The organism is Pseudoxanthomonas sp., assembly GCF_051953815.1.
Lineage (GTDB): Bacteria > Pseudomonadota > Gammaproteobacteria > Xanthomonadales > Xanthomonadaceae > Pseudoxanthomonas_A.
Window position 1 is genome coordinate 63,912 of sequence record NZ_JBQCIJ010000040.1, and the last position, 24,465, is coordinate 88,376.

General features: G+C 64.0%; 20 protein-coding genes. 12 read left to right on the forward strand and 8 right to left on the reverse strand.

The annotated features are described in order from the left end of the window. The 6 genes from murC (at window position 1) to lpxC (ending at window position 7,110) form a co-directional block, all read left to right on the forward strand. Window positions 1–1,470 (forward strand): UDP-N-acetylmuramate--L-alanine ligase, encoded by a 1,470-nt coding sequence (gene murC, locus ACTHN1_RS12655; protein ID WP_440471297.1) that lies wholly within the window; start codon window positions 1–3, stop codon window positions 1,468–1,470. Continuing rightward, window positions 1,467–2,432: a D-alanine--D-alanine ligase gene (locus ACTHN1_RS12660; RefSeq protein ID WP_440471298.1), complete on the forward strand. Its 966-nt coding sequence runs from the start codon at window positions 1,467–1,469 to the stop codon at window positions 2,430–2,432. The genes murC and ACTHN1_RS12660 overlap by 4 nt, the downstream gene beginning before the upstream one ends. After that, a complete protein-coding gene (locus ACTHN1_RS12665; RefSeq protein WP_440471299.1) occupies window positions 2,432–3,259 on the forward strand; it encodes a cell division protein FtsQ/DivIB in 828 nt (275 codons plus the stop codon). The genes ACTHN1_RS12660 and ACTHN1_RS12665 overlap by 1 nt, the downstream gene beginning before the upstream one ends. Beyond that, window positions 3,256–4,491, forward strand: a complete 1,236-nt coding sequence (ftsA, locus tag ACTHN1_RS12670) for a cell division protein FtsA (RefSeq protein WP_141455691.1) — start codon at window positions 3,256–3,258, stop codon at window positions 4,489–4,491. Before ACTHN1_RS12665 ends, ftsA begins: the two co-directional genes overlap by 4 nt. Before the next feature lie 232 nt (window positions 4,492–4,723). Then, window positions 4,724–5,953 (forward strand): cell division protein FtsZ, encoded by a 1,230-nt coding sequence (ftsZ, locus tag ACTHN1_RS12675; RefSeq protein WP_440471300.1) that lies wholly within the window; start codon window positions 4,724–4,726, stop codon window positions 5,951–5,953. Between the two features lie 239 nt (window positions 5,954–6,192). After that, window positions 6,193–7,110, forward strand: coding sequence for a UDP-3-O-acyl-N-acetylglucosamine deacetylase (gene lpxC / locus ACTHN1_RS12680; protein WP_440471301.1), 918 nt, complete (start codon window positions 6,193–6,195; stop codon window positions 7,108–7,110). Window positions 7,111–7,293: 183 nt separating this feature from the next. Here the strand turns inward: lpxC and ACTHN1_RS12685 are convergent, their stop codons facing one another. Next, on the reverse strand, window positions 7,294–7,767 hold the full coding sequence (locus ACTHN1_RS12685; RefSeq protein WP_440471302.1) for a DciA family protein: 474 nt from the start codon (window positions 7,765–7,767) through the stop codon (window positions 7,294–7,296). An 8-nt stretch (window positions 7,768–7,775) separates the two neighbouring features. Here ACTHN1_RS12685 and ACTHN1_RS12690 point away from each other — a divergent pair, with 8 nt between their 5' ends. The 3 genes from ACTHN1_RS12690 (at window position 7,776) to ACTHN1_RS12700 (ending at window position 12,998) form a co-directional block, all read left to right on the forward strand. Continuing rightward, window positions 7,776–8,726: a peptidoglycan DD-metalloendopeptidase family protein gene (locus ACTHN1_RS12690; RefSeq protein ID WP_440471303.1), complete on the forward strand. Its 951-nt coding sequence runs from the start codon at window positions 7,776–7,778 to the stop codon at window positions 8,724–8,726. Window positions 8,727–8,886: 160 nt separating this feature from the next. Beyond that, the gene (gene secA, locus ACTHN1_RS12695; RefSeq protein WP_440471304.1) at window positions 8,887–11,625 is read left to right on the forward strand and encodes a preprotein translocase subunit SecA; all 2,739 of its coding nucleotides are present in this window, start codon (window positions 8,887–8,889) and stop codon (window positions 11,623–11,625) included. 413 nt (window positions 11,626–12,038) lie between these two features. Further along, on the forward strand, window positions 12,039–12,998 hold the full coding sequence (locus tag ACTHN1_RS12700) for a Nudix family hydrolase (protein WP_440471353.1): 960 nt from the start codon (window positions 12,039–12,041) through the stop codon (window positions 12,996–12,998). A 150-nt stretch (window positions 12,999–13,148) separates the two neighbouring features. On the opposite strand, the gene coaE is transcribed toward ACTHN1_RS12700, so the two are convergent. The 4 genes from coaE to pilB all read right to left on the reverse strand — a co-directional run bounded on the left by coaE (window position 13,149) and on the right by pilB (window position 17,994). Beyond that, window positions 13,149–13,778 (reverse strand): dephospho-CoA kinase, encoded by a 630-nt coding sequence (gene coaE / locus ACTHN1_RS12705; protein WP_440471305.1) that lies wholly within the window; start codon window positions 13,776–13,778, stop codon window positions 13,149–13,151. A 183-nt stretch (window positions 13,779–13,961) separates the two neighbouring features. Next, window positions 13,962–14,825: a prepilin peptidase gene (locus tag ACTHN1_RS12710; protein WP_440471306.1), complete on the reverse strand. Its 864-nt coding sequence runs from the start codon at window positions 14,823–14,825 to the stop codon at window positions 13,962–13,964. Window positions 14,826–14,828: 3 nt separating this feature from the next. Beyond that, complete coding sequence (locus tag ACTHN1_RS12715) at window positions 14,829–16,094, reverse strand: type II secretion system F family protein (protein ID WP_440471307.1); 1,266 nt, start codon at window positions 16,092–16,094, stop codon at window positions 14,829–14,831. A gap of 160 nt (window positions 16,095–16,254) precedes the next feature. Beyond that, window positions 16,255–17,994: a type IV-A pilus assembly ATPase PilB gene (gene pilB / locus ACTHN1_RS12720; RefSeq protein ID WP_440471308.1), complete on the reverse strand. Its 1,740-nt coding sequence runs from the start codon at window positions 17,992–17,994 to the stop codon at window positions 16,255–16,257. Window positions 17,995–18,209: 215 nt separating this feature from the next. On the opposite strand from pilB, the gene ACTHN1_RS12725 reads away from it, so the two are divergent. From ACTHN1_RS12725 to ACTHN1_RS12735, 3 genes are read left to right on the forward strand one after another with little or no spacing between them, the layout of a single operon-like run. After that, window positions 18,210–19,061: a glycosyltransferase family 2 protein gene (locus tag ACTHN1_RS12725; RefSeq protein ID WP_440471309.1), complete on the forward strand. Its 852-nt coding sequence runs from the start codon at window positions 18,210–18,212 to the stop codon at window positions 19,059–19,061. 24 nt (window positions 19,062–19,085) lie between these two features. Continuing rightward, window positions 19,086–20,309, forward strand: a complete 1,224-nt coding sequence (locus ACTHN1_RS12730; protein WP_440471354.1) for a glycosyltransferase — start codon at window positions 19,086–19,088, stop codon at window positions 20,307–20,309. Next, entirely contained in the window at window positions 20,306–21,580 is a 1,275-nt protein-coding gene (locus tag ACTHN1_RS12735) for a lipopolysaccharide biosynthesis protein (RefSeq protein WP_440471310.1), read from the forward strand. Before ACTHN1_RS12730 ends, ACTHN1_RS12735 begins: the two co-directional genes overlap by 4 nt. Here the strand turns inward: ACTHN1_RS12735 and ACTHN1_RS12740 are convergent. Genes ACTHN1_RS12740 through ACTHN1_RS12750 form a run of 3 tightly spaced genes read right to left on the reverse strand, consistent with a single transcriptional unit; the run spans window position 21,513 to window position 24,403 of the window. Next, entirely contained in the window at window positions 21,513–22,679 is a 1,167-nt protein-coding gene (locus tag ACTHN1_RS12740) for a glycosyltransferase (RefSeq protein WP_440471311.1), read from the reverse strand. The genes ACTHN1_RS12735 and ACTHN1_RS12740 overlap by 68 nt on opposite strands. After that, window positions 22,676–23,575 (reverse strand): FkbM family methyltransferase, encoded by a 900-nt coding sequence (locus ACTHN1_RS12745; protein ID WP_440471312.1) that lies wholly within the window; start codon window positions 23,573–23,575, stop codon window positions 22,676–22,678. Before ACTHN1_RS12745 ends, ACTHN1_RS12740 begins: the two co-directional genes overlap by 4 nt. 6 nt (window positions 23,576–23,581) lie before the next feature. Further along, window positions 23,582–24,403, reverse strand: coding sequence for a class I SAM-dependent methyltransferase (locus ACTHN1_RS12750; protein ID WP_440471313.1), 822 nt, complete (start codon window positions 24,401–24,403; stop codon window positions 23,582–23,584). Window positions 24,404–24,465 lie beyond the last annotated feature (62 nt).

Below are 24,465 nucleotides of genomic sequence, written 5' to 3' on the forward strand. Positions count from 1 at the left end.
ATGATGGCCGCCGCACGCGAACGCCGCCTGCAGCACACCGGCAACCTGGCGCGCGAATTCCGCCGCGTCCACTTCGTCGGCATCGGTGGATCCGGCATGAGCGGCATCGCCGAAGTGCTGTGCACGCTGGGCTATGAAGTATCCGGCTCGGACAACGCCGACAATGCCGCGACCCGCCGGCTGACTTCGCTCGGCGCGCGGGTCATGCGCGGCCACAACGCCTCCAATGTGCTGGGAACCGACTGCGTGGTCGTGTCCAGCGCGATCAAGCACGACAACCCGGAACTGATGGAAGCCCGCTCGCAGCGGATTCCGATCGTGCCGCGCGCGGCGATGCTTGCCGAACTGATGCGCTTCCGCCGCGGCATCGCGGTGGCCGGCACGCATGGCAAGACCACCACCACCAGCCTGACCGCGGCGGTGCTGAGCGAAGGCGGGCTGGATCCGACCTTCGTGATCGGCGGCCAGCTGCTGGCCGCCGGCGCCAACGCCAAGCTTGGCGATGGCCAGTGGCTGGTGGCCGAGGCGGACGAAAGCGATGGCAGCTTCCTGCGCCTGAATCCGCTGATCTCGATCGTCACCAACATCGATGCGGATCACCTGGAGAACTACGGCAACGATTTCGAGCGGGTCAAGGCCGCGTTCGCCGAGTTCCTGCAGCGGCTGCCGTTCTACGGCCTGGCGGTGCTGTGCATCGATGATCCCGAGGTCGCCGCGCTGGCCGCGGAAACCCCGCGCCACGTGATGACCTATGGCTTCGCCGACAATGCCGACGTGCGTGCCGAGGATGTCGCCCAGGAAGCCGGGCGCATGCGCTTCACCCTGCGCCTGCCGGAGGACGTCAGCATTCCGGTGACGTTGGCGTTGCCGGGTCGCCACAACGTGCTCAATGCGCTGGCCGCCGCCACCGTCGGCTGGCAGCTGGGGGTGTCGCCGGAGAACATTGCCGCCGCGCTGGAAAAGTTCGCCGGCATCGGCCGCCGCTTCAACGATCTGGGCGAAGTCGCCACCGCCAATGGCGCGCGGGTCCGCCTAGTCGACGACTACGGCCATCACCCGAAGGAACTGGCCGCGGTGTTCGCGGCCGCGCGTGGCGGCTGGCCGGACAAGCGCCTGGTGGTGGCGTTCCAGCCGCACCGCTACAGCCGCACGCGGGATCAGTTCGACGCGTTCGCCGCGGTCCTGTCGGAAGCCGACGCGCTGGTGTTGAGCGAGGTGTATCCGGCCGGCGAGGCGCCGATCGCCGGCGCCGACGCCAAGTCGCTGGCGCGCGCCATCCGCGCGCGTGGCCGCAACGAACCGGTGGTGGTGAGCCAGGTCGCCGACCTGGTCGACGTGCTGCCGGACGTGCTGCGCGACGGGGATCTGCTGTTGCTGATGGGCGCCGGCGACATCGGCCACATCTCGCAGCAGATCGCGGCGCATGGTTTCGTGGATCCCAACAGCGCGAAGGCGCAACAACACTCATGAGCAAGTTTTCGTTCCCGCCGCCACGCGTCACCGACCCGGCCCGCTTCGGCCGCGTCGCGGTGCTGCTCGGCGGTACCTCCAGCGAGGCCGAGGTTTCGCGTGATTCCGGCCGCAACGTGCTGGAGGCGCTGCGCTCGCGCGGCATCGACGCCACCGCCGTGGACGGCATTCCCGCGTTGGCCGAGGCGCTGGTGCAGCGCCGGTTCGACCGCGTGTTCAACATCTTGCACGGCCACAAGGGCGGTGGCGAGGACGGCATCGTGCAGGGTCTGATGGAAGCCTTCGGCATGCCGTACACCGGCTCGCCGGTGCTGGGCTCGGCCCTGAGCATGGACAAGGTGCGCACCAAGCAGGTGTGGTTGTCGCTGGGCCTGCCCACGCCGCGCTACGTGCGCCTGCTGAAGGGCGACGACGTGCATGCGGGCGCGCGCGAGTTGGGCCTGCCGGTGATCGTCAAGCCGGCCAACGAAGGCTCCAGCGTGGGCGTGACCCGGGTTTTCCAGGACAGCGATCTCGACAGCGCGGTGGAACTGGCCGCCCGCTACGACGGTGAACTGCTGATGGAACAACTGGTCGAGGGCGACGAACTGACCGTGGGCATCCTCGGCGACGTCGCGTTGCCGTCGATCCGGATCGTGCCCAAGGGCCAGTGGTACGACTACCACGCCAAGTACGTGGCCGAGGACACCCAGTACCTGTGTCCTGGCCTGGAAGGCGACGACGAGGCCGAGATCCGGCGCATCGCACTGGCCGCGTTCCGTGCCGCCGGATGCCGTGGCTGGGGGCGCGTCGACGTGATGCGCGATCGCGCCAGCGGGCGCTTCTACCTGCTGGAAGTGAACACCGCGCCGGGCATGACCAGCCATTCGCTGGTGCCGAAGGCCGCCGGCCAGGCGGGCCTGGATTTCGCCGATCTGTGCTGGCGCATCCTGGAACAGACGCTGCCGGAGGTGGACGGCTGATGAACGCCGTGCTGCGCATCCTCGCCTGGCTGCTGGCCGTCGCGCTCGTCGCGCTGCCGGTGGTGGCGGTGGTCAACGGCTGGATCGGCGCCGATCGCTGGCCGCTGACCCGGCTGCGCCTGCACGGCGAATTCGAGCGCGTGGAGCCGGCGCAGCTGCGCTCGGTGGTGCTGCCCTACGCGAAGCGCGGTTTCTTTGCGGTCCGCCTGCAGGAAGCCCAGGACGCGGTGGAAAAGCTGCCCTGGGTCGAGCGCGCGGAAGTGCGCAAGCGCTGGCCGGACGTGATGGAGATCAGCATCGTCGAGCATCGTCCGTTCGCGCGCTGGGGCAAGGACCGCCTGCTGTCCGAGCATGGCCGCCTGTTCCCGACCCCGAAGGCGCTGCAGGCACTGAAGCTGCCGCAACTGGGCGGGCCGGATTCGCAGGTGCAGGAAGTGATCGCGCTGTACAACGAGGCGCGCCAGCTGTTCGCGCCACTGGGCCTGAGCGTCGAAACGCTGGTCATGGATCGTCGCGGCAGCTGGACGCTGACCCTGGGCAACGGCACCGAAGTGGTCATCGGTCGCGCCGATGCCCGTCCGCGCCTGAGCCGCTTCGTGCGCATGCTCCCGCAGATCCTCGCGCGCCAGGGCCAACCGCTGGTGCGCGCGGACCTGCGTTACACCAACGGTTTCGCGCTCAGCTGGGGCGCGGCGAAGCCGGGGCTGGAAATCGGGGACTCGGGAGCGCGCGTGGCAAGCCCACCGTTGGCGATGCATCGCCTGATGCCGGTTCCGGTTCTTTCCAATCCCCCATCCCCCCTATCAAATCTCGGTTTTTCGACATGAATCGCAAGGGCGACAAATCGCTGATCGTCGGTCTCGACATCGGCACCTCCAAGGTCACCGCACTGGTGGGCGAGTACGCCCCCGGCAATCCGATCGAGGTGATCGGCATCGGCTCGCATGAATCGCGCGGGTTGAAGCGGGGCGTGGTGGTCGACATCGAATCGACCGTGCAGTCGATCCAGCGCGCGGTCGAAGAGGCCGAACTGATGGCCGGCTGCGAGATCCGTTCGGTCTACGCGTCGATTTCCGGCAACCACGTGCAGTGCCGCAACTCGCCGGGCATCGTGCCGATCCGGGATGGCGAAGTGACCTGGGGGGATCTGGATCGGGTGCTGGAGGCGGCCAAGGCCGTCGCCATTCCCGCCGACCAGAAAATCCTTCACGCCATTCCGCGCGAGTACAAGCTGGACAACTCGCAGGAAGGCATCCGCAACCCGGTCGGCATGACCGGCGTGCGCCTGGAAGTGGACGCGCACCTGGTGTTCTGCGCGCAGTCCGCGGCGGCCAACATCAGCAAGTGCGTGCAGCGCTGCGGCCTGCAGATCGATGATCTGATCTTCTCGTCGCTGGCCTCCAGCGTCGCGGTGCTGACCAGCGACGAGCGTGAACTCGGCGTGGTCCTGGTCGATCTGGGCGCGGGCACCACCGATCTGGCGGTGTTCATGCAGGGCGCGATCTGCCACACCGCCTCGCTGCCGATCGCCGGCGATCAGGTCACCAACGACATCGCGCACATGCTGCGCACGCCGACCCCGGAAGCCGAGCAGATCAAGGTGCGCTACGCCTGCGCGCTGGCGCAGCTGGCCACCGCCGAGGAAAGCATCCAGGTGCCGAGCGTGGGCGATCGTCCGCCGCGCCGCCTGCCGCGCCATTCGCTGGCGCAGGCCGTGCAGCAGCGTTACGAGGAAATTTTCGAGATGGTCCAGGCCGAACTGCGCCGCTCCGGTTTCGAGGAGCGGGTGCGTGCCGGCATGGTCCTGACCGGCGGCGCTTCCAAGATGGAAGGGGTGGTCGAACTGGCCGAGGAAATGCTGCAGATGCCGGTGCGCGTGGGCATCCCGCAGCACGTCACCGGCCTGGGCGAAGTGGTCGGCAATCCGGTCCACGCCACCGGCGTGGGCCTGCTGCTGATGGGCAGCCAGATCGAACACCCGCGGCGGCCTTCACTGCCGACGGGCAAGGCGGGCAGCTGGTTCAAGAAGATCCAGAACTGGTATCGCGGGGAGTTCTGAAGACCGGGATGGATGATTCGGGATTCGGAACTCGCAAAAGCGGAAGAGAGCAAAGAGCGGAGTAGCGGAAAGAAAGCGGCAGGTAGAGACGAATTGCAGTAGTGCGGTACGCAACAACCACTAAAACACAACAACTCGCTGGTAGAGGACGAGGGCTGAAGGAACCGGAAGGCAGTTTTTTCCGAATCCCCGATCCCGAATCCCCGATCCCGGCTCAAAGAGGACAACGGACATGGCACATTTTGAACTGGTTGAGAAGATGGCTCCGAATGCGGTGATCAAGGTCATTGGCGTGGGCGGCGGCGGCGGCAACGCCGTGGCGCACATGGTCAACGGCAGCGTGGATGGCGTTGAGTTCATCACCGCCAATACCGATTCGCAGGCCATCAAGAACTGCGGCGCCAAGCTGCAGCTGCAGCTCGGCGGCAACGTCACCAAGGGCCTGGGCGCGGGCGCGAATCCGGAAGTCGGCCGCCAGGCCGCGCTGGAAGATCGCGAGCGCATCATCGAGGCGCTGGACGGCGCCGACATGGTGTTCATCACCGCCGGCATGGGCGGCGGCACCGGCACCGGCGCCGCGCCGGTGGTGGCGCAGCTGGCCAAGGAGATGGGCATCCTGACCGTGGCCGTGGTCACCAAGCCGTTCCCGTTCGAAGGCCGTCGCCGCATGCAGGTGGCGCTGAAGGGCATCGAGGAACTCAGCCACCACTGCGACTCGCTGATCACCATTCCGAACGAGAAGCTGATCACCGTGCTGGGCCGCAACGCGACCATGATCCAGGCCTTCCGCGCCGCCAACGACGTGCTGCTGGGCGCCGTGCAGGGCATCGCCGATCTGATCGTGCGTCCGGGCCTGATCAATGTCGACTTCGCCGACGTGCGCACCGTGATGAGCGAGATGGGCCTGGCGATGATGGGCACCGGTCACGCCCGCGGCGATGACCGCGCGCAGGCCGCCGCCGAAAGCGCCATCCAGAATCCGCTGCTGGACGACGTCAACCTGTCCGGCGCCAACGGCATCCTGGTCAACATCACCGCCGGTCCGGACTTCACCATGGCCGAGTTCGACGAAGTGGGCCGCACCATCGAAGGCTTCGCCTCCGAGGACGCGACCGTGGTCGTCGGCACCGTGCTGGATCCGGACATGCAGGACGAAGTGCGCGTGACCGTGGTCGCGACCGGCCTGAACCGCGCCGTCGCCCGCCAGCCGGTGGGCCGCGGCCTGGATCGCGAGCCGGTGCGCGCGCCGATCAAGCTGGTCCGCGACGCCACCACCGGTCTGCCGGCGTTCGACGCCATGGCCAACGTCGATCCGGTGGCCGATGCCGTCGGCGGCCTGGGCCTGCGCCGTGGTTCGGCGGCTCCGGCCACCGCGTCCGCGCCGTCCTCGGCGCCCGCCGCGGCCGACCTGCCGTCGGACTACCTGGACATCCCGGCGTTCCTGCGCCGCCAGGCGGACTGACCTTCGCCTTCCGAATCACCCTCCCGCCGGTCCGGGGGAGGGCGCGGTACCGCCATGTCCTTCGCTGCCGGGCCAGTCCGGGCCCGGCAGCCCTTTCCGACCCTGCGGGGGAGGGGACCGGCCAGTCTCGCGCGGCATTGTTTCAGCCGTGGGACAAAGCAATTCTTCCGTTAAGATTCAGCTAATTGCGTGCTATTCTCGCCACCCTTGGTCAGCACCTTCACCTCGGTCCCCCTCCGATGGCCCAGCAACGCACCCTCAAGAACGTGATCCGCGCCACCGGCGTCGGCCTGCACAGCGGCGAAAAGGTTTACATGACGCTGCGTCCGGCCCCGGTGAACACCGGCGTCGTGTTCCGGCGCGTGGATCTGGATCCGGTGGTGGAAATGCCGGCCAGCGCCGAACTGGTCACCGAGACCACGCTGTGCACCGGCCTGAGCTGCGACGGCGCCAAGGTGCAGACGGTGGAGCACCTGATGTCCGCGCTGGCGGGCCTGGGCGTGGACAACGTCTACGTGGAACTGTCCTCGGCCGAGTTGCCGATCATGGACGGTTCGGCCGGCCCCTTCGTGTTCCTGCTGCAATCGGCCGGCATCATCGAACAGAACGCGGCCAAGCGCTTCATCCGCATCAAGTCGCCCATCGAGGTGACGGAAGGCGACAAGGTCGCGCGGTTCGAGCCTTATGACGGTTTCCGGGTCGGCTTCACGGTCAAGTTCGACCATCCGATGATCCCGGCATCGCAGTCGCGGGCGGAAGTGGAGTTCTCCACCGGCGCCTACATCAAGGAAGTGTCGCGGGCCCGTACCTTCGGCTTCATGCGTGATCTTGAATACATGCGCGAGCGCAACCTGGGCCTCGGCGGCTCGATGGACAACGCGATCGTGCTGGACGAGTTCCGCGTCCTCAATGACGACGGCCTGCGTTATGCCGATGAATTCGTCCGCCACAAGATTCTCGACGCGATCGGTGACCTGTACCTGGCCGGACGCCCCATCCTGGGCGCCTACGAGGGCTACAAGTCCGGCCACGCGCTCAACAACAAGCTGGTGCGCGCCCTGCTGGCCCGGCCTGAAGCCTGGGAAGAAGTGACCTTCGAGGACGCCGGGCACCCCTCGCCGGTGCTCTACGGCACGCCGGCGACCGCGGCGGCCTGACCACCCGTCCATCACCCCGATCGCTTTCATCTGAAACCGTATCCGCGAGGATGCGACGGAAGCGCATTGTCATTTGTGTGATTCAGGTCAAATTTCAGTCCTGAATTTAACTTATTCCTAACTTCCGTCTAACGACCCGGGCCGCCATGCCCGGTACCATGCCTTGCCTTCGCGTCGCGGGACCTAGCGCTTTCGCCCGCCGCGCCGGTTGTCAGGAGCAGTACCTCCTCCGGCGGAGTCCGGAGATTCCAAGGACGCCAGGACAGCCGCAAGCGCTTTACGTGAGGCTTCCGGAACAGGTGGTGCCGCGGTTTCTGCCCGGGGATTCGGGTGGAGCGGGGCGGTTGTTGTTTTGACGGCCACTTCGGTGACCGTCAGTCCGACGGATCGGGCGGCATCAAGCAGTTCGACGGAGGCGAGCCGGAGTTTGGCGCGCCAGACGGGGGAGTCGACGATAAAAACGAGCCGTTCGCCGGCCACATTCGCCAGACGGCAATGCGGGGCCAGGGCGGGCGGGAGACAGGGGCGGAGTTGCTGTTCCAAGGCGTCGAGCCAGAGCGCACGACGAACCGGGTCGGCGGCAGCGTCCGTCAACGCGGCCTGGAGGGCCGGTTGCGGAGTGCTTGCGCCACGCGGCTTGGACTTCGAATCAGACATCGGTATCTATGGCTTTTCAAAACATCGTAAACAATTCGCGCGCCTGGTGGGCCCAACACCTCGCCGGCCCCGCCTACAAGGCGCGCAGACTGGTCCACGCAAGACCGCTCACCGCCGCCTCCTGCCTGCTCGCCATCGGCCTGATTGCCGGTCTGGCCGGGCGCAGCGCCATGGGCATGGCCCAGGTCTCGCTGCTGCAGGCCAAGGCCGATCGCCAGGATGCCGAGCTGGAACAGGTGCGCCGCGGCGCCCAGCAGGAAATCAATGCGATGGCCGCGCGCCTGGGTGAACTGCAGGCCCAGGCCAACCGCCTCAACGCGCTCGGCGACCGCCTGACCCGGATGGGCCAGCTGCAGGACGGCGAGTTCGATTTCGAGGAGCCGGTGGGCGTCGGTGGCAACGACGCCGTCTATGACATGTCGCCTGCTGAACTGGACCAGGGCGTGACCCAGCTGGAGCGCCAGTTCGCCGCTTCCGGCCAGCAGCTGTCGGTGCTTGAAGCGCTGCTGTTCAACCGCGAACTGGACAAGAACGCGACGCCTTCGCGCATGCCGATCGCCAACAGCTACATCACCTCTGGCTTCGGCGGCCGCGCCGATCCGTTCGGCGGCGGCGGGCAGTACCACAAGGGCATCGATTTCAAGGCCAGCGTCGGGGACCCGGTGCTGGCGGTGGCGGACGGCGTGGTCAGCTTCGCCGGGATCAAGGGCGGCTACGGCAACGTGGTCGACGTGGATCATGGCAACGGCTACGTCACCCGCTACGCGCACAATTCGCGCCTGGTGGTGAAGGCCGGCGATCTGGTGCGGGTCGGCCAGGAAGTGGCCAAGGCGGGTTCGACCGGCCGCTCGACCGGCGCCCACGTGCACTTCGAGGTGTGGGAAAACGGCCGAGTGGTCAACCCGCGCAAGTTCCTCGGTGACGGCCCGACCCCGGTCGGGAAGATCACGCGGGGCTGAGCCGCGGCGGGGAAGGTCCGGCAGGGTTGATTCCCCCGGGGGCGCCCCAAGCTACAATACGGTGTTGCCAGACAGGGCGCATAGCGCCCTGTTTCGTTTTGGGGTCCCCGCCCGGGGATTCGCGGCGGCCCCCGACGCTCATTTCCAACCGGTTCCTTACATGATCAACAACTTGCTTACCCGTGTCTTTGGCAGCCGCAACGAACGCCTGCTGAAGCAGCTCCAACGCAGCGTCGGCAAAATCAATGCCCTGGAACCGGAGATGGAAAAACTCTCCGACGACGAGCTCAAGGCCAAGACCCCGGAGTTCCAGAAGCGCATCGCGGACGGCGAGCCGCTGGACAAGATCCTGCCGGAGGCCTTCGCGGTCTGCCGTGAAGCCAGCCGTCGCGTGCTCGGCATGCGCCACTACGACGTGCAGTTGATCGGCGGCATGGTGCTGCACCTGGGCAAGATCGCCGAAATGCGCACCGGTGAAGGCAAGACCCTGGTCGCGACCCTGCCGGTCTACCTCAACGCGCTGGAAGGCAAGGGCGTCCACGTCGTCACCGTCAACGACTACCTGGCGCGCCGCGACTCGGCCTGGATGGGCCGCCTGTACAACTGGCTGGGCCTGTCGGTCGGCGTGGTCTACCCCGGCATGCCGCACAGCGACAAGCACTCGGCCTACGCGGCCGACATCACCTACGGCACCAACAACGAATTCGGTTTCGACTACCTGCGCGACAACATGGCGATGGCCAAGGAGGACCGCTTCCAGCGCGGCCTGCATTACGCCATCGTCGACGAGGTCGACTCCATCCTGATCGACGAAGCGCGCACCCCGCTGATCATTTCCGGGCCGGCCGACGAATCCCCGGAGCTGTACCTGCGCGTCAACCAGATCGTGCCGAAGCTGACCAAGCAGGAAAGCGAGGAAGGCGAGGGCGACTTCTGGGTCGACGAGAAAGGCAAGCAGGTCCATCTGTCCGAAGCGGGCATGGAGCATGCCGAAGCGCTGCTGCTGCAGGCCGGCATCCTGAAGGACGAGGAAGACAGCCTCTACGGCGCCAACAACCTCACCGTGGTGCACCACCTCAACGCCGCGCTGCGCGCGCACGCGATCTACCAGCGCGACGTGGACTACATCGTGCGCGACGGCGAAGTGGTGATCGTCGATGAATTCACCGGCCGCACGCTGCCGGGCCGCCGCTGGTCCGATGGCCTGCACCAGGCGGTGGAAGCGAAGGAAGGCGTGCCGGTCCAGCGCGAGAACCAGACGCTGGCCAGCATCACCTTCCAGAACCTGTTCCGCATGTACAAGAAGCTGTCCGGCATGACCGGCACGGCGGACACGGAAGCCTACGAATTCCAGAGCATCTACGGCCTGGAAGTGATCGTCATCCCGACCCATCGCCCGACCGTGCGCAAGGATTCGCCCGACCAGGTGTTCCTGAACCGCAAGGGCAAGTTCAACGCGGTGCTGGCCGACATCCAGGACTGCTACCAGCGCGGCCAGCCGGTGCTGGTCGGCACCACCTCGATCGAAACCTCCGAGATGCTGTCGGAGTTCCTGACCAAGTCCGGCGTCCCGCACGAAGTGCTCAACGCCAAGCAGCACGAGCGCGAAGCGCACATCGTCGCCCAGGCCGGTCGCTCCGGCGCGGTCACCATCGCCACCAACATGGCCGGCCGCGGCACCGACATCGTGCTGGGCGGCTCGCTGGAAGCCGAGCTGGAGCAGCTGGCGGAAGATGCCAGCAGCGCCGATCGCGAGCGGGTCAAGGCCGAATGGCAGCAGCGCCACGAAGCGGTCAAGGCCGCCGGCGGACTGCACATCATCGGCACCGAACGCCACGAGTCGCGCCGTATCGACAACCAGCTGCGCGGCCGCTCCGGCCGCCAGGGCGATCCGGGCTCGTCCCGCTTCTACCTGTCGCTGGAAGACAACCTGATGCGCATCTTCGCCTCGGACTGGGTCCAGAAGGCGATGAAGCTGATCGGCATGAAGGAAGACGACGTGATCGAGGATCGCCTCGTCAGCCGCCAGATCGAGAAGGCGCAGCGCAAGGTCGAGGCGCACAACTTCGACATCCGCAAGAACCTGCTGGATTTCGACGACGTCAACAACGACCAGCGCAAGGTCATCTACGCCCAGCGCGACGAACTGCTGGAAGCCGAGTCGGTGAAGGACAACATCGATGGCATCCGTGGCGACGTGGTCGCCGAAGTCGTGGCCCGTTTCGTGCCGCCGAACTCCGTTGACGACCAGTGGGACCTGGCGGGCCTGGAGCGTGAGCTGGCCGATGAAATGGCGCTGGCCCTGCCGGTCTCCCGTTGGCCGAAGGAAATCGAGGAGCTGGATGCCGAGGCCATCGAACGGCGCGTGCAGGAAGCGATGGATCGCCACTTCGAGGAGAAGGAAACGGTCATCGGCGGCGAGACCATGCGCGCGCTGGAAAAGCACATCATGCTGACGGTGCTGGACAAGAACTGGAAGGAACACCTGGCCCGCATGGATTACCTGCGCCAGGGCATCCATCTGCGCGGCTACGCGCAGAAGCAGCCCAAGCAGGAGTACAAGAAGGAAGCCTTCGAGCTGTTCTCCGAGATGCTGGAGCGGGTCAAGCGCGAAGTCGTCACCCTGCTGGCGCGCGTGCGCATCCGCACCGAGGAGGAAGTGGCGGAACTGGAAGCGCAGGAGCGCGCGATGGCCGAGGCCCAGGCCCGGCAGATGCAGTTCCAGCACGCCGACGTGGGTGGTTATGGCGCCGACGAGGAAGCCGCGCAGGCCCAAGCGGCACTGGCCGGCCGGCCGATGGCGATGCCCGCCGACGCCGGCCCCAAAGTCGGCCGCAACGATCCCTGTCCCTGCGGCAGCGGCAAGAAGTTCAAGCACTGCCACGGCCAGCTGGCCTGAACCCGGCGGTGAGGTCAAAGAAACAGGCGCCCATGAGGCGCCTGTTTTTTTGGGGAATCGAGGTGTCGCCTTGCCCCGTCCGTCTTCGTCATCGCGGAGAAGGGCGGGAGTGCGTCGATTCCGGTCCGCCCTTGGAAGACTGCAGCAGGTTGGTCGTCATTCCCTTGCGTCGATGCGGCCAGCGGGCTGGTGGGGAGTTGAGTGGGCGGTGCTGGGCGAGGCGACCTGACAGGGTCGCAGCGGCGACCGAGCGCACGCCGACCCGCTGTCCCTTCCCCCGCATGCGGGGAAGGCGCCGAAGGCGGATGGGGGCGAGCCCGGAAAACGTCCCCGCGCGCTTCGCCTCCTCCTCCGCCTCCCGACATGACCCACCGCATTTGCATTTGCGCGGAAATACCCGGCAAGCTTCGGCCATGTCCTCCGAACCTCTGCGATCCATCCATGTCGTCGCCGGCGTCATCACCGATGCGCGCGGTCGTATCCTGCTGGCTCGGCGCACCGAAGGCCGGGATCTGGCCGGGCGCTGGGAATTTCCCGGCGGCAAGCGCGAACCAGGCGAAACCGAGGCCGAGGCGCTGATCCGCGAATTGCAGGAAGAACTGGGGATCACCCCCGAGGTGGGCGAGCCCATCATCAACGTTCCCCAGCAGTATCCGGACAAGCGCCTGCGACTGGACGTCCGCCGGGTGCTGTCGTGGAAAGGTACGCCGCGTGGGCACGAAGGCCAGGCCCTGGCCTGGGTGGCGCCGGAAAAACTGCCGCGCTATGCCATGCCGCCGGCCGATCGGCCCGTGGTCGCGGCCCTGCTGCACCCGGACCGGTATCTGGTGACGCCGTCACCGGCGGAGGTGACGGATGACGCCTGGCTGGCCGCCCTGAGACGGAGTCTGGCCAGCGGGCAGGTCCGTCGGATCCAGTTGCGCATGCCCGGCGTGGAGGAAGGCAGGCGCCGGCGATTGGCGCAGGCTGCCGTGGATGCCTGCCGCGCGGCGGATGTGGATGTCCTGATCAATGCGGACATCCGCCTTGCCCGTGAACTCGGCACCGGTGTGCATCTGCGGGCGGCGCAGTTGCCGGAGCTTTCGATCCGGCCCTTGCCGGATGACCAGCACGTGGCCGCCTCCTGCCATAACGCCGAGGAACTGCGTCGGGCCGAAGATCTCGGCTGCGACTTCGCGGCACTGGGCAGCGTGCGCGAAACCGCCAGCCATCCAGGGGGGAACCAATTGGGATGGGAGGGCTTCGCGCGCCTGCGCGAAATCGTATCGTTGCCGCTCTACGCCATTGGCGGCCTGCACGCGGATCACATCGGCGAGGCGCGCCAGCATGGCGCGCAGGGTATCGCGGCGATTCGGGGTCTCTGGGGCGGGTAGAGGGTTCGGGTGTCGGGGTTTGCCCCCATCCGCCTTCGACACCTTTCCCCGCGCGCGGGACAGGGAGAATGGCGCGCGGGTGTGGAACCCGGGGCGGGCGAAGAAAATCAGGCGCAGCAGTCGTGCGCGAACGGAGCGGCGGTTTCCTGCCTAGCGGGCAGGTTCAGTGATGGCGGTCGCCAGATGGCGATAACGGGCGTCGAGCTCGCCGACCGCGCGCTCCAGATGGGCGATGTCACCATCGTTGACCACGACGTCGTCGGCCAGCGCCAGGCGCTGATGCCGGCTGGCTTGCGCATCCAGCATGCGTTCGGCGAGCGCCGCATCGATCCCGTCGCGGAGCATCAGGCGTTCCTTCTGTACGTGACGCGGCACGTCGACGACCAGTATGCGCGCGAGCCACGGGTAAGCGGCCCGGCCGCCCCCTTCGCTCAGCAGGGGAATGGTGGCGATGGCGTACGGACTCTCGGCCGCCTGGCAGAGCGCCTGCATGCGCTGGCGGATACGCGGATGGAGAATGGCTTCCAGCGCCCGCCGCTCCCCTTGGTCGCCGAACACGCGCGCGCGCAGGGCGGCACGATCCAGCCGGCCGTCGGGTCGCAGCATCTCCGCGCCGAAGCGGGCGACAACCTCGGTCAGCGCGGGCTGGCCGGGCTCGACGATTTCCCGCGCCACCACATCGGCGTCCGCGATGCCCACGCCGCGCGCCGCGAAGGCCCGCTCCAGTGCGCTTTTACCCGACGCCACGCCGCCGGTCAGTCCGATCACGTATTCGCTCATGCGCGCATTATTGGCTGCAACGCCCCGTAATAGAACGGAGCCCGCTCCACGCGTCATGGCCGCCGGTCAAATCCGGCCTGCACGGGCATTTCCTCCCCCCGTGTGCGGGGGAAGGTGCCGAAGGCGGATGGGGGCATTTTCGGAAGCGCGAATCCGGCGGCCGGCAGACCCGCCGCCACGAGGCTACTTGAGGCCGGCGAAACGCAGGTAGGCGTCGATGAGGTCCTGGCCCCAGAAGAATACCACCCAGCCGGCAACGGCCAGATAGGGTCCGAACGGGATGGGGGTCGCCCGGTCGCGGCCCTTCGCGGCCAGCCAGACGGAGCCGATGATGGCGCCCACCAGCGAGGACAGCAGGATGGTCGGCAGCACGCCCTTCAGACCCACCCATGCGCCAATGGCCGCCAGCAGCTTGAAGTCGCCGTGGCCCATGCCTTCCTTGCCGGTCAGCTGCTTGAACAGCCACCACACCGACCACAGCGAGACATAACCGGCAATCGCGCCCAGCACGGCCGCCTTGGGCACCATGTAGAGGTTTTCCAGGCTGGCGATCAGGCCCAGCCACATCAACGGCAGGGTCAACTGGTCCGGCAGCAGCCGGGTGCGCAGATCGATGCCCGACAGTGCCACCAGGAAACAGCTGAGCAGCGCGGCGCCGAAGCCCTGCCAACCGAAACCGAAACGCCAGACCGAAGCGACCACAAGCAGCGCGGTCAGCAGTTCCACCAGGGGATACTGCGCTGAAATCGGCGTCTTGCAGTAGCGGCACTTCCCACGCAGGGCGAGCCAGCTCACCAGCGGAATGTTCTCGAACCAGGCCAGCTTGTGCTTGCAGTGCGGGCAATGCGAGCTCTCGACCACGATGCCGGGCGGCGGCGGGTCGTAGATTTCCGGCTCTTCCAGAATCTCGCGGGCATCACGCCGCCATTGCCAGTCCAGCTTGCGCGGCAGGCGCAGGATGACCACGTTGAGGAAGCTGCCCACCATCAGGCCCAGGCCGGCCGCGATGGGAAAGCCCAGGCCGGGGTGTTGATCCAGGAATGCCACGTCTTATCCGACCGTCATCGCCAGCTTGAAGATGGGCAGGTACATGCCGATCACCATGCCGCCGACCAGAATGCCGATCACCACCATGATGAAGGGCTCGATGAGGCTGGAAAGGGCATCGACGGCATTGTTCACTTCCTGCTCGTAGTACTCGGCCACCTTGAACAGCATGGTGTCCAGCGCGCCGGCCTCTTCGCCGATGGCGGTCATCTGCACCACCATGTGCGGGAACAGCGCGGTCTGCTTCATACCCATGTTCAGCGGGTAGCCCACCGCCACGTCGTCGCGCATCCGGTGCACGGCCTTCTCGTAGACAGTGTTGCCGGTGGCGCCGGCGACGGTGTCCAGCGCCTCCACCAGTGGCACGCCGGCCCTGAAGGTCACCGCGGTGGTGCGGGCGAAACGCGCGATGGACGAATTGTGCATGATCTGGCCGACCACCGGCACCTTGAGGATCATGCGATCCATGAAGTGCTGGAATGCCGGTGAACGCTTGAAGGCGAACACGGCCGAGATGATACCCCCCAGCGTCACCAGCAGGATCAGCCACCACCAGGACACCATGAAGCGGGAGGCCGCGACGATGAGCTTGGTGAAGGCCGGCAAGTCGGCGCCGAAACTCTTGAAGGTCTCCTCGAACTGCGGCACCACGAAGATCAGCAGGATGGCACTGACGAGGATCGCCACCGCGATGACCATCGCGGGGTAGAACAGGGCCTTCTTGATCTTGCCCTTCAGGGTTTCCAAGTTTTCCTTGTAGCTGGCGATGGTGTCCAGCACCGTTTCCAGCACACCGGCGCCTTCGCCGGCACGGACCAGGTTGCGGTAGAGCTCGTCGAACTGGACCGGGTGCTTGGAGATGGCCTCGGTCATCGAGGAGCCGCCCTCGATGTCATTCCGGATCTGCTCGACCATCTTCTTCATGCGCGGGTTTTTCTGCCCGCCGCCGATGATTTCCAATGAGGTCACGATGGGCACGCCGGACTTCATCATGGTCGCCATCTGGCGGCTGAAGAAGGCGATTTCCTTCGGACTGATGGTCCGCCCGGTGGAGCCGAACAAGGGCTTGGGCTTGACCTTGACCACGTTGGGGGTGATGCCCTGCTTGCGGAGCTCGGCCCGCAGCATGTTGGCGTTCTTGGACGCCTGTTCACCCTTCATCTTGACGCCGCGCTTGTCGACCCCCTCCCAGACGAACAGGCTGAGCGGGTTCTCCCGGGGCGCCGTGGCGGTGGCGGTCTTCTTGGCGGCGGAGCGGCTGATGGCCATTGGATATCCCCGTCCGGTTTCCCCGACCGGACTTCATTCCGCATGGTAGCGGTTTACGGCGTGAAGGGAACTCCCCCGGCCTGTGACGCGGGGCAGGGTTTGGCGTCCTGCTTCCGGCAACGGAGGAAGCGGGACAGGCATCCGGGCATCCGGGTCCGGCTCAATCCTTGGTGACGCGGTTGATCTCGGCCAGGCTGGTGACGCCGTTGCGGACCTTCATCAGCGCCGATTGGCGCAAATCGCGAACCCCCGCCTTCTGGGCGGCCTCGGCGATCTGCAGGGCGTTGCCGCCTTCCAGCACGATCGAGGCGATTTCGTCCGACATCGGCATGACCTGGTAGATGCCGGTGCGGCCCTTGTAGCCCTCGGTGCATTCCTCGCAGCCGACCGCGTTGTACAGGGTGAAACCCGCGCTGATCTCCTCCTCGCTGAAACCCTCCGCGATCAGGGCGTGGTGGGGGAGTTCCTCCGGACGCTTGCACTTGGGGCACAGCCGGCGCGCCAGGCGCTGGGCGATGACCAGGGTCACCGAACTGGTGATGTTGTAGGGCGCGATGCCCATGTTCATCAGGCGGGCGATGGTCTGCGGCGCATCGTTGGTATGCAGGGTGGACAGGACCATGTGGCCGGTCTGGGCGGCCTTGATGGCGATCTCGGCCGTTTCCAGATCGCGGATTTCGCCGACCATGATGATGTCCGGATCCTGGCGCAGGAAGCTGCGCAGGGCGGCGGCGAAGGTCATGCCGCGCTTGGTGTTCTGCTGGACCTGGTTGACGCCGGGCAGGCGGATTTCGACCGGGTCCTCGACCGTCGAGATGTTGCGGACCTCGTCGTTCAGGATGCCCAGCGCCGTGTACAGCGACACCGTCTTGCCCGAGCCGGTGGGACCGGTGACCAGCACCATGCCATAGGGTTTGTGGATGGCGTCCTCGAACAGCTTCTGCTGGTCCTTCTCGTAACCCAGTTTGTCGATGCCCAGCTTGGCGGCGCTGCCGTCGAGGATACGCAGCACCACCTTTTCGCCGAACAGGGTGGGCAGGGTGCTGACACGGAAGTCGACCTGCTTGGTCTTGCTCAGGTTGAGCTTGATGCGGCCGTCCTGCGGTACCCGCTTCTCGGCGATGTCCAACTGCGCCATCACCTTCAGGCGGGCGGCGATGCGCTGGCTCAGCTTGACCGGCGCCTTGGCGACCTGCTTGAGGATGCCGTCGATGCGCAGCCGCACCCGGTAATCGGTCTCGTAGGGCTCGAAATGAATGTCGGACGCGCCGCGTTTGATGGCGTCGATCAGCACCTTGTTGACGAACTTGACCACCGGGGTGTCGTCGCCCTTGGCGTCCACGCCGCTGTCGTTGCCCGCCAGTTCGTCGTCGTTGCCGACTTCGAGGTTGTCCAGGCCTTCCTCGTCGTCGCCGCCGAAGGCGCCGCTGAGGTTGCTGCTGGCGTTGATCCACTGCTCCAGCGCCCGGCGCAGGGAATCGTCGTCGATCAGGATGGGTTCCACCACCAGATTGGTGTGGAACTTGATCTCGTCCAGCGCGTGCATCTTGTTGGTCGGGTCGGAGACCCCCACGAACAGCTTGCTGCCACGCTTGAACAGGGGCAGGACCTGGTGCTTCTGCAGCAGTTCCTCGCTGACCAGCTTGATCGCGTTGTGGGCGGTATCGAAATTGGACACGTCCAACAGCGGCATGCCGAACTCGATGGCATTGGCGGCCGCCATCTGGGGCGCGGTGACGAGCTTCTTCTCGACGATCCACTGGGCCAAGGGCACACGGGCATCCGCGGCGCCGGCCATCGCGGCCCGGGCGGCGGTCTCGTCCAGGGCCCCGTCCTGGACCAGGCGGCGGGCAATGCCGGTGATGCCAACCAGATTGGCGGAACTGACGACGGCGCTCATGGCTTGGACTCCCTGACCTGTTGCGGCAATGTCCCGCAAAAAGCGGGCCAGCGGGCACTTTACCGCAACGCCCTTGAAACCGTCCCCGTTCGCCGGCCCGGAGGGAGGCAATTGGTCACAACCTGACGCAGCGTGTCGGCCCGCGGCCGCCCGGGCATCACGGTGGAGAATGTGATTGCAGTAAGCTGGGCGGGGGAAAGCAGCCTGGGGTGGAAATGAGGATCAGTGTCGTGTTGCCGGCCAAGAACGAAGCCGGCGGTTTGCCACGGACGCTGGAGCGCCTCCGCGAAGTCCTGCCGGAAGCGGAAGTCATCGTCGTGGACGATGGTTCCACCGATCAGACCGCGGCCCTGGCCGCCGGCCTGGGCGCGCGGGTATTGAGCTCCCCCTACTCCATGGGCAATGGCGCGGCCATCAAACGAGGGGCGCGTGCCGCCACCGGAGATGTCATCGTCTTCATGGACGCTGACGGGCAGCACGACCCGGCCGACGCCCGAAGGCTGCTGGACAAACTGGCCGAGGGCTACGACATGGTGGTCGGGGCACGGAACTGGGAAGGACAGGCAGGGGTCAGCCGTGGCCTGGCCAACACCTTCTACAACTGGTTGGCGAGTCGGATGACCGGGGCGAGGGTCCGGGACCTTACTTCAGGTTTTCGGGCGGTAAGGGCGGACAAGTTCCGCGAATTCCTGCACCTGCTCCCCAACGGCTTTTCCTATCCGACCACCAGCACGATGGCGTTTTTCCGCAGCGCTTACTCGGTTGCCTACGAACCTATCCCGGTGGCCAAGCGGATTGGCAAAAGCCATATTCGGATTTTTCGCGATGGCGTCAGGTTTTTGCTCATTATTTTCAAGATCGCGACGCTGTACTCACCGCTGAAACTCTTCGCACCCGTTGCCGGGGCGTTCTTCATGCTCGGGCTTGGTTACTATCTCTATACCTTCATTACCCAGCATCGATTCACCAACATGAGCGCATTGCTGTTCAGCGCCTCTGTAATCGTGTTCTTGATCGGATTGATTTCCGAGCAGATCACTGCCCTCAACTATCGTCGCGACGCATAGCAGGGCGTCCGGCTTCTTATGAACATGACGAAGGGCGGCCTTCCCACATTGCTTGTGCTGGCGTCCACGTACCCCCGCTGGTCAGGTGATCACGAACCTGGGTTCGTGCATGAGCTCAGTAGGCGACTCACTGATCGCTTCCGAGTGATTGCACTGGTGCCGGGAGCACCGGGAGCCCGTGACCGGGAGATTCTGGATGGCGTGGAAGTACATCGCTATCGATACGCGCCGCGAGCGTGGGAAACTCTGGTCAATGACGGCGGGATAGTGACCAATCTTCGCCGTTCGCCATGGAAAGTTCTACTGGTGCCTGGATTCGTCCTCGCGCAGGCCTGGTACGCATGGCGTCTAACGCGAAAGTCGACCATTGATGTCATTCATGCGCATTGGCTGCTACCCCAAGGGATTATCGCCTGGTTCCTAGCGGGTGCATGGGGAAATCAAAGGCCCTACGTGGTTACTTCACATGGTGCCGATCTATATGCTTTGCGTGGGAAAGCCATGGATGCCTTGAAGCGTATGGTGTTGCGTAGAGCGGCATGTGTGACAGTCGTCAGCCGAGCTATGCGTGATTCGATTGGGCGACTGGAAAGCAATATAGGCGAGGTCCAGGTAATGCCGATGGGGGTTGACCTGGCAGAGCGTTTTACGCGAGATGAAAGCACCGCTCGGTCACAAAATGGAGTCCTCTTCGTTGGCCGGCTCGTAGAAAAGAAAGGACTCCGCTTCTTGATTGAAGCGATCCCGCACGTATTGAAGAGAGTGCCTGACGCATCCTTGACCGTCGTCGGCTTCGGTCCGGAGGAGGAGGCCATCCGCAAGCAGGTCGAAGAACTGGGCATCTCAGGTAGGGTCTGCTTTGTAGGCGCCGCGTCGCAGCAGGAATTACCATCATTCTATCGACGAGCGAAAGTCCTTGTAGCTCCGTTCGTTCAGGCAAATTCCGGCGACCAAGAAGGGTTGGGATTGGTCGTGGTAGAAGCCATGGGATGCGGATGCCCGGTAATTACTTCAGACCTTCCCGCGCTCCGCGAGGTAGGGACTTGCTTCTCGGGCTTTGTGAAATTACCACCCGGTGATCCGCTGAAGCTGGCGGATGCCTTGATTCATATGCTACAGACTGACGCCCAGTTGGACTTTCCCGATATATCTAAATTTGACTGGAATGCAGTGGCATCGGGTTATCGAAAAGTTTTGGATGCCGCAAGAAGGAGCCGGACCACCAGCAAGACAGATCTGCCCACATGAGAAAGAAGTGGTCCTTTGAGCCGGTTGGCATGCGTTGGTTCCGGCCGCCCGGGGCATTGGCACGTGGGACGTTGGGTGTGACCGCATGGAACGGCGCGCGGATTCTGGTTCAGCTTATCTGGATCGTAATGGCCGCGCGCTTGCTTGGCGCAGACGGATATGGCCTGTTCTCGGGTATCGCCGGATTAGCCGTGACGATCGGAGGCTTCATCGGGCTGGGTATGGGCTTGCGGATGTACCAGGATGTTGCAAGAGAACCAACCCTATTCGCGACGCGCTGGTCACAAGCGTGTAGTGGCATGGTCTTGAGTTTCCTGCCGTTGGGAGCGTGTTACTTGCTGCTCTCCGCAGTGATTTTTCCAGGACTGGACTGGGGAGTTCTGCTACTGATTGGAGGCGCTGAGTTGTTGGGAGCGCCGCTCGTGTCGCTGGTTGCATTCGCGTATGCGGCAAAGGGAAGAGTAGTGTTGGCGGCAGCCGTCCCAGTGGCCATGGCAGGTGCACGTGTACTAGCCGTCGTCGCAATGATGGCGATCCAGCCGCATCCTGATCTGCGGAGCTATGCATGGTTGCATGTGCTAATGACGGGTACTGCGGCCTTCTGCATGTTGATCGGAGCAGCGAGATTACTGGACGCACATTGGCAGCCATCGCGCTTGAGTTGGTCCGATATCAAGTCAGGTCTCGGATTCTCCAGCTTGTGGGCGAGTGGTCTTGCCTTTGGTTCATTCGATAAGACACTTGCGTTGAGATATTCGAGCGCCGTGGAGGCCGGCACCTATGCAGCGTCTCAGCGCTTCGCCAGTATTGTGGCCATGCCAGTTGAAGCTCTGGTTTCTGCGGCGCTGCCGCGCCTGTTCCGTGACGGTGCAGGCATGCGCGAGCACCCCAGATTGCTCCCCATGTTGTTTCTCGCAACATTCACATACGGTATGGCTGCGGGAGCCTGCCTGTGGTGGAGCGCGGGAGCATTAGTCTGGGTACTGGGGCCTGCTTTTGAATCCACCATCGGGGTGACGAAAATTCTGGCGCTGTACGTTCCGCTCTATTGCATGCGTATTCTGGCTGCCCACGTTCTGCTTTCGCGTGGAGCCGTCAGGTATAGGGTAATGTCCGAAATCATTGCGATAGCAACGATGGCACTGACCATGAGTCAGTGGGTGTCACGAGACGGCGCCATGGGAGCGGCGAAAGCCATCCTCGCTACGGAGTTGACTCTGGTGCTTCTGTTTTCGTTCGGGATCTACCTGCGCCGACGTTTCCCGCATTAAGGGAATTTGCGACCTCGGCATAGGCATCAACTGCCCGAGCTAGGTTGAATTCATTTGCGCGTCGGCGAAGGTCTGGCGGAGAGAATCGGATCTCGCCTGTCACCGCTCCCAACAAGGCTGCCACCAGTGCATCCATATCGCCCGGCGGGACAAGTTGACCATACTTTCCGTGAGCGATGACCTCGGCAGGGCCATCGGGGCAATCCGTGGAAACCACTTGAGTGCCGCAAGCCATGGCTTCGACCAGAACGTTGCCGAAACCTTCATAGTCAGAGCAGAGGGCGAGAACCGTGGATGCTTTGATGTATGGCAGGGGATTGGGAGAAAACCCGACCAGTTTGCAGTGCTCGGAAAGCCCATTTCGCTCAACGCTGCGCTGAGTCGGAACCACCTGATCGCCGGTGCCGACAATGAGCAGGCGGCAGTCCACGTGCCGGCGTACCCGGACGAAACTTTCTAGCAAAAGGTCGAGCCGCTTCTCCAATGACAAGCGACCCACGAAGACAATCGTGGGTAGCCGATGATCGGGCCACGGCCATGGGACGGCTTGTCTGATCATGTCGTCGAAGGTTGGCAGGACGATGGGGTTGTGGATTACCCGTATGGATTCCGGCTCCAGGCCCAATTCAATCTGCATGTCATTCGCGACTGCGTTCGAGACAGCGATCAACTGATCAGCTCTCGGATAGAGGTGTCGCATAAGGAACGATAGCACTTGTAGTTTGAGACGCCGCAGACCCCGAGCAAGGCGGCGAGGAGCCGAGAGTGAAAGATGTTGAGTCACTACGACCTTAGTCCGGAGACGAAGTATCTTTCGCAGCAGGACCATGACACACGCGAGGTCGTTGGCAGTTGTGAAGACTGTTGCAGGCCGCTTGCTGGTAAGCATCCTGGCAAGCCTATACGGAAAAAATACCCGGCCATCGGTCGCTATTTCACGGAAGGCAACGCCTGCTGGTAGTTCTGCTGCAGAATTGGCAATTCTTCGTCCAACCCAGATCTCAACAGTATGGCCACGACGTGATAGCTCGGTAGCCAGGTTCAGTTGAACCCGTTCCAGCCCGCCATGTTCCAGTCGGCTGAGGAGAAGAACGATCATTGCTGAAGCGCCTTAAGCTCATGTCTCCAAGGCGGAGGAACGGCCAGGACATTCTGGTACTTGGCCAAGTCTGCGATGGTCAAAATATCGAGCTTTCCTTTCCAGCCGATGCGGTAGGTCTCATATCCAATCCCATGCAGAAAGCGAAGAATGTCATGGGCTTCATAACCGGCGACATTGGCCGATTCTTGTTGGACTTCGATGATGATGAGAGGTTGGTATTTCTGCAGTGTTCTTCGGGAACCCAATAGGCATGGAAGTTCGGCGCCTTCGATGTCAATCTTGATCAGATCTATGCGGTTGAGCTCGGCGGACTCTACCAATTTGTCCAGCGTCGTGATCTCAATTTCCTCGATCGCCTGCTGATGAACGGAGCTTCCGTAGATGCTTCCGAGACCAGCATGGTCGTCACCCTGAATACCTTGGCCACAGGATTCAAAGATGGGTACTCTGGCACTCCTGTCGGATAGTCCCATCCTGTGTAGCGTGATCTGACCGAGATTGTTGCTTCTTGCATGTGATTGAAGAATGTCAGCAACGGCGCTCAGCGGTTCGAATGCATGTACCTGGCCACGCTTCCCCACGCGGCGGGCGGATGCCAAGGCGATTTCCCCAACATTGGCTCCAACGTCGATAACTGTCATTCCTTCGCGAAGGAATTTATCGAGTAGCGCTACAATCTCTCTGCTGTAGTAGCCCATCCAGAAAATTCTACGCTGCATGTGATCCGACAGGCTGAGCTCCATGGAAAGCTCACCGTCGAAGTCGTCAATGCGAACTTTTGCTTTGGAATGGCGGAATGTCCGTCGTAGCATTGACGACGCCAAGTGTGACCGCCCCCCGAACGAGAGGGCGAATCCAAGCCTCCGAAGTGCTAACAGCATCTTCTCATTCATGATGGATCAACGCTCGTTCGAGCGAAGGAGGTATATCGTGCATGAGGAACCAAGATATCCAGACAGTTTGATTCTGGTTGAAATTTCAATCCGATCGGTCATCACATTCGACATCGTATAGAAGAGGTGATTGGGTTCCATTCGTGCGACCACGAACCCATTCCGTTGAAAGGTCCTCTTCCACCAGTGGCGCGAGAAATACCAGGCCTCGGTCAGTACGTTGCCCCGCTCGCCATGTCGTGTAGGGAAGAGAGTCGCCAGCCATTCATTCAGATTGGCTGGCGTGCGCGGAACGTCCGGTTGCCGCACGGCGGAATCATCTGATTGCGCAGTGTGAACACCTCGCTGGAAAGCTCGCTTCAACAACCAGAGATAGTGCGCAGGCAAGCTCCATAGTCTGCAGGCCGTACTGGGAAGGACATGAATCGCGATACCTCCAGGCGCAAGTACTCGTCGCGTTTCCGCTAGGAATTCATCGATATGCGCTACATGCTCAAGCACGTTGGAGGAAAACACGATGTCAGCCGAATGATCGGGCATTGGAATGTTTATTCCGTCATACTCCTGAACCATATGGACGCGTGCGTCCCGATAATGACTATCGGCGAGATCGATGGCGACGACATCGTATCCGGCGTCATGCAGTTGGGCGGCCTGTTGCCCCGTTCCCGCCCCAATTTCAAGCACCCGATATCGTCTCGATGAGGAAGGGGACGGAAAGTGGCGCATGGCCGACCCAAGCTCATGGGTGCGAATGAGGGCGAGGGCACGCAGGTGCCCTGGATTGGGTAGGCGGCCGGGTGGTGGCTCATTGGTGTAAGCAGGCATGGGCGCCAAGAGGTCTATGGTGGTATCGCACCAGAGCCGCTAGATTACTGAATCGGAAGATG